This window comes from Xenorhabdus sp. Sc-CR9 (assembly GCF_963897815.1).
Classification (GTDB): domain Bacteria; phylum Pseudomonadota; class Gammaproteobacteria; order Enterobacterales; family Enterobacteriaceae; genus Xenorhabdus.
Genome location: NZ_CAWQTY010000184.1, coordinates 20,258 through 32,420, shown reverse-complemented (window position 1 = coordinate 32,420; position 12,163 = coordinate 20,258). Strand labels below are relative to the sequence as shown.

Below are 12,163 nucleotides of genomic sequence, written 5' to 3'. Positions count from 1 at the left end.
AATAGTCGCTGCACAGGTTGTGGAAAGTCATGATTTTCCAACATACGCTGGTACGTCTCACTGACGGAAACCAGTTCTCCCCTAACAGAGTGGCTTTCAAATAAAAAGCGGTGTAATTGGTCATGCTTGTTCATAAATCTCTCTTATTTCATTGAGACGGTTGTACGTTCCATTCTTTCAAATTGCCCTGTGTTCACTGCAATGCAACTTGAAATCTATTGAGTATTTTCCGGCTCATCCAATTTTGTGTTCTTGAATTTAATTAGTGTACGCCGCTCTTTTTTGTCCGGGCGGCGATCGGGATGTGGCATCGTAAGCGCATTCATTTTACGGGCCAATGCTATTTTTTCCCGATTGATAATACTTTCTGCCGTTTCTTGATACAGTTGTTGGGCTTCAGTGGCGCTACGCCTGTGGCTATTCAATGCCAAAACAGTCACCGTCTTTTCATCATTCCCCTGACGCAGTTTGATCTCTGCATTCAACTCAACCAATTTACTCGGCTTACTCCGCTGCCCATTATAATGGACTTTTCCCCCTTCAATCATGTCACGGGCGAAATAGTCGCTGCACAGGTTGTGGAAAGTCATGATTTTCCAACATACGCTGGTACGTCTCACTGACGGAAACCAGTTCTCCCCTAACAGAGTGGCTTTCAAATAAAAAGCGGTGTAATTGGTCATGCTTGTTCATAAATCTCTCTTATTTCATTGAGACGGTTGTACGTTCCATTCTTTCAAATTGCCCTGTGTTCACTGCAATGCAACTTGAAATCTATTGAGTATTTTCCGGCTCATCCAATTTTGTGTTCTTGAATTTAATTAGTGTACGCCGCTCTTTTTTGTCCGGGCGGCGATCGGGATGTGGCATCGTAAGCGCATTCATTTTACGGGCCAATGCTATTTTTTCCCGATTGATAATACTTTCTGCCGTTTCTTGATACAGTTGTTGGGCTTCAGTGGCGCTACGCCTGTGGCTATTCAATGCCAAAACAGTCACCGTCTTTTCATCATTCCCCTGACGCAGTTTGATCTCTGCATTCAACTCAACCAATTTACTCGGCTTACTCCGCTGCCCATTATAATGGACTTTTCCCCCTTCAATCATGTCACGGGCGATAGAGCGGGTTTTATAAAAACGGGCAGCCCACAGCCATTTATCAAGGCGGACCGCCTGATCAGCTTCTAAATTCGGCATAATTGTTTCTCCCAAATGTCTAAATCGTCGTTGGCAAAAAACCGTCTGAGGGTAACACAGCACACCGGATCACCGCTAATCAACTGACCGTGCAGTAGAACCGAAACAGTTTTCATAATATTGAATGATGAATTTGAGACGGCGACGGTTCTTACATATTTTATTTATTATCAGAATAATGTTGGTTGTGAATGTCACCAGCAATATTGCCACCAGCAAACAGCTACTCAGATAGCGGATAAGATCTGTGGTCTTCGGCTCGCGGTGCAGCACAATGTTAAGAGTTCCATTGGCATCCTCAGATAATCCCGTGATAATCCCTTCTGTTTCAAATGGAGTTCGCATCAGCATCTCTGAGAGATTCAATAATTCCTGCCACCTGTCCATGGCAGAATTTTCAAACATATTGCCTGTCCGCAGCGGATATTCAACCAATGGCATCCTTTCATCACTGAGCAGCAAAACACCTCCGGGAGAAGGGCTGTTCATTAAAATAGACATCCTCTGAATTTCCCGATAAATAAAGGATGCTGTAGTAGCATCAACCAATTTTTGTAATGCTTCCGCACTGGCAGTCCGCAATAATACTCTGGTTCCATCCAGCGTCCCTTTTTCCACTTTACTCAGTAGATCATTCCAACTTTTGGCATTACCCAGATTGACCAGTGCGTTTTGCAGGCGAATGCAGGCTTCATCTTTATGACATAAATTATTCGTCTTCAAGATAATCTGTGAAAAGTTGTCGAGCAGAGTCATACCCGACTTAGCAATCGCTTCATTCAGGCTGGGATTGATTTTCCGGTTACGTTCAACCTGATGTAATTGATCATTAACCGTCGTGATCAGTACCGATGCCTTATCGATAACATCTGACTCAATCAGAGGTAACGGCATCTCGCTATTCCAATAAATACCCATGCAATCAAATGGCGCAAATATTGTGGCATAGTTATATTTCGGTACAATTTCAGGCGGAAAATAACACATTCCTACTCCCTTGACCTTCAGGACATCCCCTTCCTGCAACGGTATATTTTGCAGTTCAGTGGCACTGTTGATGATCTTAGTATTACTCCCATGTAGCCAGGCAAAACTAAGGCGCATCGATAAGCTCACAGGTTGGTAAAAATAAAGCAGTAACATGGCTGTTACAGAGAAAATCACCAATAGCAGGTTTTTCCTGTAACGCTGGTAGGGATAATGTTTTTCTTCTTCATGCAAGGAAAGGTGATTCCCCTGCCGGATGACATGGCAATTGGCATACATATCTATATTGGTATTTTGGTCTAAATCATGGGAAACATAAGGTTCCCAATGTGGCGGATAGATAAGATCAATCCCACCAAGCGATATGTTTTTTCTCTGCTCCAGTTCGAACTCACTGAATATCCCCCAACGTTTCGGAATGCCGCTGAAACAATGGATACTTGATAGTTTCCGTTCAGGAGGCAACCGGAAACTCAGCCAGAAACTGCCCAATATAAGTGTCAGCGATGCCGGTATTAACCACGGAAACGTTGGAATAGGTAAAAAAAGGGCAGTAAACCACAGTGACATCCCTACACACATAAGAATGCCTTCCTGAATACCTGTTGAATGTCGGAGCCGGTGCTCTTCGAGTGTTTCCTTGCGGACATTCAGTAAATTGGCACTCAAATTACCATTTTTTTGAATTGAGGCATGTTCATTTTTTGCCATGACCCGAGCAATGGACAAATCCTTCTGATAATCTTTCAGAAAATGGCCATTGAGTGCGATGACAACCGGCATTGATGAAGTCTGGACGATCTCAATAGTATTTTGCTGCTTGATAAACGGCTCCAGCCATACAGGCAGATGTATTTCCGTTTCATCAACATAATGACGCCAATGGTGCGATTCATCCGTAGCAGCAGAAAAACGGGTGATAGGATGGTTGATAGTATAAACATCGTCGCTTTTGATCGGTAATGCCGGGTAGCCTGATTGTTGTCTACCGTCCGGCTTAATCAGAAAGCTGGCATTTCTTAAGTAATATTCAATGGCTTGGTATTCATCAGCATTCAGTTTACGGCGACCAGTCTTGGTGATTGATGGTAGATAACGCGCGTTATCAAGCCACTTCCATCTGAAAGCCAGAAAGGAAGCCATTATAATCAGACTAATGATGAAAATAGCTAATATAATGACCAATGAACTCATTTTTTCCCCACGCCCATAACAGCAGTACAGAGACTGGCAGAATAACAATCTCGTGAAACACTCAGAATCAGGCTATTCCTATTCTTGCCTTCTATTTTTAATTCTATTTACAAAAGGTTATATAAATTTTCTCATATCTTTCCAGAAAATAAAATTTTTTTGCCAGAGTAAGATATCAACAAAAATACATTCAAGCGATAATCGCTATCATTTACTAACATAATCAGCCATATTAAAGCAAAGTTTGGATGAGTATCCAATTTCATCATCAGTCCTTGAATTAGCTAAGATAAATTAACTAATTCAGTACATTATTATTTAAAATTGGCCAATATATGATAACCATCAGGGGCAAGCATGACTGTTCTAAAAAAACCTAAGATTCTGAATGTAAATGATATTGCCCAATCACGTTTATTCAATATTCAATCAGTTAATCTTGAATTCAGCAATGGTGTGAAAAGAGTTTACGAACGTATGAAACCCACAAACCGTGAAGCAGTCCTAATTATTCCTGTTACCGGAGATGAGCTGGTTCTTATTCACGAATATGCTGTTGGGATTGAACAATACGAGTTAGGTTTTCCCAAAGGTGCTATTGATGCAGGGGAAAACGTCTTTGAAGCGGCCAATCGTGAATTAAAGGAAGAAATTGGTTTCGGTGCGAAAAAATTCGAACTGTTGACGAAATTAACGATGGCACCGTCCTATTTTTCCAGCAGGATGAATATTGTGATTGCCCACGGTCTTTATCAGGAACATTTGGAAGGGGATGAGCCAGAACCCTTAGTACAGGTACGCTGGCCTGTCTCTGACATGATGTCACTACTGGAGCATCCCGATTTCAACGAAGCCAGAAACGTCAGTGCCCTGTTTTTTGCCCAGCAATATCTGCAAAAACAAAATAATGGGAAACTTTAATCAGATTACTTTCTAAATATGGGTATTGAAAACACTAACTCAGTACCCATTTTGTTACTATTTTAAACAAAAACCAGGAAATAAAAATAATCACCTTAATGAAACAAGGTTTAATTTTATTAGTAATCTTATTCTCTATATATTCACTAAAAAAATTCAGTTTATTAAAAACAATAAATAAACATATTTACTATACCCATTGGATTTCAAGATGCAGCGCGACGGCAAGGGAATGACAAATTCGTCGGGAACGAATTTGCCCAGCCAAAGGCTGGCCTCCGGTGAAAGGCAGGAGCCTTTCATTAATCCCCTGGAGCATAGATAACTATGTGACCGGGGTGAGTGAGCGCAGCCAACAAAGCTGCAACTTGAAAGACGACAGGTATATATCTTTAAAATTAATTCACACCATAATTATATATCTCTAATAAAAAAATCTTCTTTCCTGATAAACCCTCTATTTAAAGTAAATAACGTTGAAATAAAATAATTTTTTAAGAAACGATCAGAGCCTAAATATATTTTAAGCTGGATCACTATCATTAACAGGCCATAGTGTAACCATGCTCATCAGTCAATAACACATAAATCATAGTTATGAACTGAAAATAGGAATGTTGTTCCCTCTAACCACGTTTTCTATTTAAAAGGTAGTCATTTTATGGCAAATAAAATAGATACAAGAATCAGCTACAAAACACTCTTTAACGATAATCCTGATCTCTATTGCTTTCCTGGTTTACCTGAAGCCAATGATGGCCCGCTTGCTTATCTGGTTGATCTATATCAGCAAGTTAGAATGTTTGAGAGTAAAGCAGACAAAGATAGTGCTCAATTTCTCTCTCAGCGACGACCCGATATTGAAAAACTCCTGCTTGACAGTACCAGCCTGAATAAAACCAGTAAGTTATTACCGCTTGTTATTGAAGCGCTGGCTGAAAAAGTGCAAGCGCATATAAACAAGAAACAGCCTGTCACCAATTCATTAGCAGAGATACACTACCCACTCTCACTGCCATTTCATTTTCCGCTAAAACAAACGACGACAGTATTGGCCGAAAAAGAGATCCCTTTGTTGGAACTTATTCAGCAGGCAGACAGTAAATATCCCAATTTTATTGATGGCAACTTGAGTGCCGATTCACTGCAAACGGCGATGATGATAAGCAGTACGCTGGCACCAACGCTGCAAGCCTTGCTATTGGAAAAATCACAAAGCAGCCAGAAAGATTTCTTTGAGAAATATTATGGTGTCAAAGGAGATGCAGCCAAAGCTGCAGAATCGCTGTCCCGTCTCACCGTGTTTACCCAACAAACCGGACTGAGTTCCCAAGAGGCTGAAAGCCTATTTGCCGTTAATGGAATATCAGAAAATACCGTAACACACAGCATCGTCACGTACTCCAACAATGTCGCCAAACCCTTGGATGCCGGAAAAGAATTCCCTTCCGGCATTAACTACGCCGCTTCATACATCAATGCAGGCAAGGCACCAGCGCTTTATCTGGAAAAAAACAAGGATAAAGATACGGCCAAAGACATCATCCAGCTTAAAGGGATCAGTAACGATAACTTTGACCGTATCCAACGTTTCCTGCATATTCAAAAAACGTTGAAACTCAGCTACGAACAGCTTGATCTGTTATTGGCAACATCAAAACAGGCAGAAAAACAGACAGACTATGTGATTACAGAAGCAACTCTGCGCACATTAGGCGTATTCTTGCATTTCCAACAAGAATATAACGCTACCGCAGAGCAATTTGCTGCCTTTATAGGGCAAATCACCCCCTATTCCCTTGAGAATAAATTCTCTTTCTTTGATCGTGTGTTCAATACACAGGGACTGTCACAACAAGCTGCCGCCGCTTCTGTTTTTGTGCTGGATAATCAAGAGTTCGATCCAAACGCCACCGAAGGGCCGGATGCACTCACCGTCAATCAATTATGTGCGGGATTAAATATTAATGACGCGACTTGTCAGATATTGCTTGCTTTCGTCATGCAAGCGCAAGGATTAACCAAGCCTAAGCGTTCATTGGATGTCGTTTCCGCCCTGTATCGTCTGGTTGCATTACCGCGGATGCTACGCTTGTCAGTTAAAGAAGGTTTGGGGCTGTTATTGTTATTGAATCGTGAGAATACAAGCTACCTGCAACAACTGGCGGGCATCCCTGTATTGGCTCAAGACGCCAAAGCCGTAGATATCCTTGATGTGCTGATCGCTGTTATGAATGCTACCCGATGGATTAAGCAGCACAAATTGTCTCCCTTATCTCTTCACTTGTTGCTGACTCCTTATCCCTCTGACAGCAATACCACAGCAGAAATTGAAAATATTGACTGGCTCAAAAAAGTCAGAGAAGTGATACCCGATACAAGTAATGCCCTGCTGAGTGAAGATAAAATTGCCACTGAAATGAGAGGATTCCAAGCGAAAAAAACACCCGTCATCTGGATGAGTGCGCTGGCTAAAATAGTGGATGAAAAACTCGGCATTGTTTTGAGTAGTGCTCTTTCCACTGATAATGAAACAGACAAGGCGTTAATCAACGAAGTCAGTAATATCCTCAAAGCGTTAGCCCAAGATGAAGCATGGAAACTACAGGGTGATACCTGGACCCAGACACTGACAACACTACTTATTAATGCCTTTATTGCCCAGCAAGACCTGATCATTAATGGCATTAGTCATGTTTTTAACATTGATAACTCCCTTGTACTGCCCTTATTGCAATGGACAGGTAACAATCAATCCGATTTCTTGCGCAATACCATTGCCTTAGTGCGTCGTTCTGGCGATCAACAACAGAAAGCGATCACTGCATGGTACGATTTGAACCGTTATGCTGCGGTTTGCAATTTATTCAAGCTGACAGAAAAAAGTGTACAAGAGATGATTAACCATCCGGACTGGTTTAAGTTGAATCAGACTGACGGAAAACTCCGTCCTCTTGATTTGACTTTCCTGCATCGTCTGAGCCGCTATGGTGACTGGCTGAACCTTTTGCCAGAAAATAAAACTGAAGATGATGTGTTCTATTATCTACGCCAGGCCAATCAAATAGGGCAGAATCCTTCTGTCCCAAATACTTGGACAGCCGAACAGGCTGCAACCAATCTGGCAGAATTGATGGGTTGGTCAGATAAGGAAATCCTGCGGGTAACTCATTATTTTGATAATAATGTGGCACAGAATGTCGTTGGTGTAAGCACCATCATGCGCCTCAAGACATTGGCAGAAAAAAGTGAAATATCTGCCCAACCATTACTGGATGTTGCCAAATTGACAACACAATCCAGTTATGATCACTGGCAGCAAGTCAGCAGTGCTTTGTTTGCCGCCACGCCTTCCGAATCACAATCCAAATTAGAAGGCTCACTCAATGAAATCTGGCGTGATGCGCTGGTTGAGTACCTATTGAAACGCTGGGCCACTTCTGATGATGCTTTGTCTGGTATCATCACAATCGAAGATCTTTCGAACTATTTCCTGACCGATCTGCAAGTTGCCGCAGAAGTGGATACCAGCCGGGTGGCTTTCTGTATTGCCAGCTTGCAGCGATATCTTTTCCGGCTCTTTTCTCATTTAGAAAGCGGCTATGATTTACTGATTCTGACTGATGAACAAATCGAGTACTGGAATCGCTACCTGAACCAATATAATCATTGGCAAGTTTGGCAGGGACAAAGAAACTTCCCAGAGAATTTTATTGCTCCTGCGCACCGATTACGTAAAACCCGTGCCTTTGCTGATTTGGAAAACGATTTGGGTCAGTCCCGTTTGAATAATGATATGATCCAGACGGCTATTCTGCGTTATCTGACTGAGTTCGAAAGGATCAGCAATCTCCAATTGATCAGTGGCTATATCGACGGCTCTGATCCGCAAAATGACCACTACCACTTTATCGGCAAGAACAATGCTGAACCGGTGGAATATTACTGGCGTACCCTTGATATCAGTATGCGTGATGCCAATGATATCATCAGCCCGCTGGCATGGAGTGAATGGGAAAAAATCACGTTATCCTTATCAGGGACTTTATTAGCCATCAGGCCCATCGTCATTTCTGGTCGTCAATATGCAATCTGGGTTGAACGTGAAGCCACACCATTGATGGGAGCGGATCAGAAACCAACAGATTATCGCGCCATCAATGTGAAATTTACCTTTAAGCAGAGCAATGGTGAATGGAGCGCACCCAACGCGTTATTCCGTCTTGATGGTACGGATGACAATGGTGAATATCCTGTCAAAGACGGTAATCGTGTGCCTGATAAAGATAACCCCTACTTGAAGGATGAAAAATATAAACCTGCATTGGTTGCAATGGTCGATGTGCAACGCGAAAGTGATCCCTGGATGGGGGTTTTACTCTACGACACCGAGAAAAAAGACAGTAATAGCTGGGAAAAAAATAAAGATTATTATCTTGAATTACGCGATTTATTACTGATAGATAAAAAATCCCTTAACCAAGGGGATGAGAAAAAACTGGTGACAACATGGCATAAACTCTTTAAAAACCCCGATACCTTACAACATCATTATGCCGGTACAGATAAATTTGTCACTGTCAAAGAAACAGAGCGGAAAGATAAAAAAGCATTTGGAAACTTTAAGCCATTTAGATCCTCTATCTTAAGCTTAGACATCAGGCTAGACAGTACAAAAACCAGACTTTTGTTAACGGGTAAGAATACATTAGTCAAACGTCATATCCCAAATAACAAAACAAAACCTATCGATCCCAACCAACTTCCGACCAAAGAACTCAATTGGGTAATCAATATTGATAATATTCATATTGAAACCCAAATACCGGCCAGTAGTTCAGGGCTGAAAACATTTAATTTTGAATGGAAAAGCAGTGAGGCACCGACCAATGTATTCACCATAAGTTATGATGAAACAAAACTTTTCCAGTTATTACCTCATGAATGGCAGGCGAATAAAATCACGAAAAGTTATGATCTTTCATGGGTCAACGGAGAAACATTCCAGCTCAGTACGCAATGGGATTCAAGCAATGACAAAAAACTGTCTATTGCAATTGCAGGGGATAATACCGCTATAGACAGCGCCAAATATCCCACTGAAGACGAGGCCAAATATGCTGAATCCTACTTGGCCCTGATTAACTATTCTAAAGATCAGAGCCTATTTCCTCATAAAGAGAAGGAGCTATTCTCTAAAGAAATTAGATTAGATGGTCAGGCATCGACAGGAGAAATCGTATTCCCACTTACTCCAGAGATTAAAAAATATTCTTTTGGTTTAGTTACATTGATTATTTTGGATCCAAAAGATACAAAAAACCCGATGTATATCGTCGAGAATATGTACGAAGTCACCATTGAAGAAGGCGATAAGATCCCCTCCATTACATTACAAAAGAATAACCAGCAAGCGCAGTATCTGGACATCCAAAATTTAGGTTTCAAATCTACTGCCATCAGATTAAATACACTGTTTGGCAAACAACTGGTTGCGCGAGCCACCCAATCCATTGAACGTGTACTGGCGTGGGATACTCAGTCATTGCCTGAACCGGCATTAGATGACAAAACATCACCGACTAAAGTCGATTTTAACGGTGCCAACGGGCAATATTTCTGGGAACTCTTCTTCCACCTGCCCTTCTTGGTTTCTGCCCGTCTCGGTGAAGAACAGCGTTTCTATCACTCCCGCCGTTGGTTTATTAATTATCTGTTTGACCCTTACGGGGGCATTCGGATGTGGAACTCCCGCCCAATTATTGAAAGTGGCAGTAATCTGCCGCCATCAATCGGGAATATCGATCCTGATACCGTAGCCTATAGCCAGCCGATTTATTATCAGAAAGCCCTGTTCCACTATTTGATCAAACTTTGGATACAAGAAGGGGATAACCTTTACCGACAATTGACCAGAGACAGTCTCAATGAAGCGGGCTTATGTTACCAACAGGCACTCCAACTATTGGGTACATTACCGGAAGGACTGGATGCAACCCACTGGCATCCGACGACGCTTGAAAAGATCAAAAACACCTTTGATCCCAGTGTCCGTGCCGTCAATAGTTTATTTAAATCTCCCTTTAATACCCTATTGATTGAACATCAAAAAACACTGGAAAATCGCCTCTACAATTTACGGCACGGCTTAACACTTGATGGAAAAGTTCAACCTTTGCCACTTTATTCCAGCGCTGCCGGAGCTGATGGCGTAATGCAAAGAAATGCGGGGTATGTCACCAGCGTATTGAGCAATATGCAGCAACAAATCCCGCCTTATCGTTTCCCGATGATGTTAAAACGCGCTGGGGCGGCGGTGAAACAGTTAACAGAAATGGGGCATCGGTTATTTCAGGCTATCGAAAGCGAAGTCAATGCAGAACAGGAAGTACTGGAGCAATCACAAGCGCTCAGGCTATCTGCGTTTGCCATTGAGCTGCAACAAGAGGCTGTCCAGCTTGCCCAAATGGGTAAAGTCACTCTGGAAGAAAGTAAGAAGATGGCGCAAGAAAGATATGAGCACTACCACAGCTTATATGAAGAAAACCTCACTTCTTTAGAAATCTCCTCGATCAGCCTGAAAACGGCATCAGAAGTGGCCAAACTGGCGGCAGCCCCATTTTATGTTACCGGTGCAGCGCTGGAAGTTGTGCCTAATATTTTTGGTATGGCCGTCGGTGGCGCCAAATACTCTTCTCCAGTGACTACTGCTGCCATTATTGCCCAGCTCACGGCTGAAAGTTTAGATATTGCAGCCGAAAGGTTACAAGATGGAGCAGACTTTCAACGTCGTCGCCAAGAGTGGGAAATTGAATACAAACAGGCACAAAGTGAGATCAATATCATTGAGATGCAATTGAAAGAGCAGGAATTGCTGGTCAAAAGCGCCCAAACAGCCTTACGGGAAGCTCAGTCACAGCAAGCCGCCGCCCGCGAGCTTTATGAGTTTATGACAACGGGTTTCCTGATTGTTCCAACTTATCAGTGGCTGATGGGACGTCTCACTGCCTTGTATGCTCCTGCCTATGACGCTGTTCTTTCACTGTGTCTGATGGCAGAAAGAAGCTGGCGTTATGAAGTCGGAGATTACCAGCGGCAGGGCTTCATCAAAACCACGGCATGGAATGATTCCTATCGTGGCTTATTGGCAGGAGAATCATTGCAGGTCGATTTGCTGCAAATGGAAAACGCATGGCTGCAACGTAATGAACGCCGTTTGAATATCAAGAAGACGATCTCGCTAAATTCATTACTGTCAAATAATGGATTGAAAAAACAGATTGATAAAAAGCAGTCTCTCAGCTTTACACTAGATTCCCAGTTGTTTGATGACAATTATCCCGGCCACTATCTGCGCCAGATTAAACGGGTTTCCGTTTCAATATCACTGGATACCCTGAATCTGGGTTCTGTTCTGTCATCGGAAATTAGTGCCATCCTGACGCAGACCAGCAGTTCAACATTAATCAGCGCGGATATGGATGGTGTCAATTGGCTTTACGACCCCAACCGACAAAAAGGCAGCAGTAAAAATGTGGTGAATAACCTGCGCGCTCAACAGCAAATCGCACTTTCTTCCTTAAGCGAAGATGATGGCGGAGTCGCTAAAGAAAATTGGCTATGCACCCTGATGTTTGATGATGATCGTTATCTGCCTTTTGAAGGGACTGGTGCCGTTTCAACCTGGACACTGGAATTCCCCGATCAAAGCGTGATCGACGACATCTTTTATTATCCGGCCTTTATCCCTGTATGGCGGTTAAAAGATATCAATATTCATGTCCACTATACCGCCGTGGATGGAGGCAAACAGTTTGCCAAAGCCGTAAAAGAAAAACTCAACAAATAATCATTCAATATTGGG

General features: G+C 42.4%; 7 protein-coding genes and 1 pseudogene. 2 read left to right on the top strand and 6 right to left on the bottom strand.

Annotation, left to right across the window (positions count from 1 at the left end; genetic code table 11):
- From AACQ81_RS12570 to AACQ81_RS12550, 5 genes and pseudogenes are all read right to left on the bottom strand, one after another.
- The coding region (locus tag AACQ81_RS12570; RefSeq protein ID WP_237387513.1) for an Hsp33 family molecular chaperone HslO at positions 1-134 on the bottom strand (134 nt) is incomplete at its 3' end.
- A gap of 81 nt (positions 135-215) precedes the next feature.
- On the bottom strand, positions 216-590 hold the full coding sequence (gene hslR, locus AACQ81_RS12565; protein WP_237387512.1) for a ribosome-associated heat shock protein Hsp15: 375 nt from the start codon (positions 588-590) through the stop codon (positions 216-218).
- Positions 562-693 (bottom strand): annotated as a pseudogene (locus AACQ81_RS12560) (Hsp33 family molecular chaperone HslO); the annotation flags it as partial. The gene hslR (AACQ81_RS12565) and the pseudogene AACQ81_RS12560, both read right to left, overlap by 29 nt.
- An 81-nt stretch (positions 694-774) precedes the next feature.
- Positions 775-1,197 carry a ribosome-associated heat shock protein Hsp15 gene (hslR, locus tag AACQ81_RS12555; protein WP_237387511.1) on the bottom strand — a complete coding sequence of 141 codons (423 nt, stop codon included), beginning with the start codon at positions 1,195-1,197 and terminating at the stop codon, positions 775-777.
- Positions 1,198-1,272: 75 nt separating this feature from the next.
- On the bottom strand, positions 1,273-3,378 hold the full coding sequence (locus tag AACQ81_RS12550) for an IgaA/UmoB family intracellular growth attenuator (RefSeq protein ID WP_237387510.1): 2,106 nt from the start codon (positions 3,376-3,378) through the stop codon (positions 1,273-1,275).
- A gap of 357 nt (positions 3,379-3,735) precedes the next feature.
- Between AACQ81_RS12550 and nudE the strand changes: the two genes are divergently transcribed.
- Complete coding sequence (gene nudE / locus AACQ81_RS12545; protein ID WP_237387509.1) at positions 3,736-4,299, top strand: ADP compounds hydrolase NudE; 564 nt, start codon at positions 3,736-3,738, stop codon at positions 4,297-4,299.
- Positions 4,300-4,489: 190 nt separating this feature from the next.
- Here the strand turns inward: nudE and AACQ81_RS12540 are convergent, their stop codons facing one another.
- On the bottom strand, positions 4,490-4,618 hold the full coding sequence (locus AACQ81_RS12540) for a hypothetical protein (RefSeq protein ID WP_272903029.1): 129 nt from the start codon (positions 4,616-4,618) through the stop codon (positions 4,490-4,492).
- Between the two features lie 342 nt (positions 4,619-4,960).
- Between AACQ81_RS12540 and AACQ81_RS12535 the strand changes: the two genes are divergently transcribed.
- Positions 4,961-12,148 (top strand): Tc toxin subunit A-related protein, encoded by a 7,188-nt coding sequence (locus AACQ81_RS12535; protein ID WP_237387508.1) that lies wholly within the window; start codon positions 4,961-4,963, stop codon positions 12,146-12,148.
- The last annotated feature ends 15 nt before the right edge of the window (positions 12,149-12,163 follow it).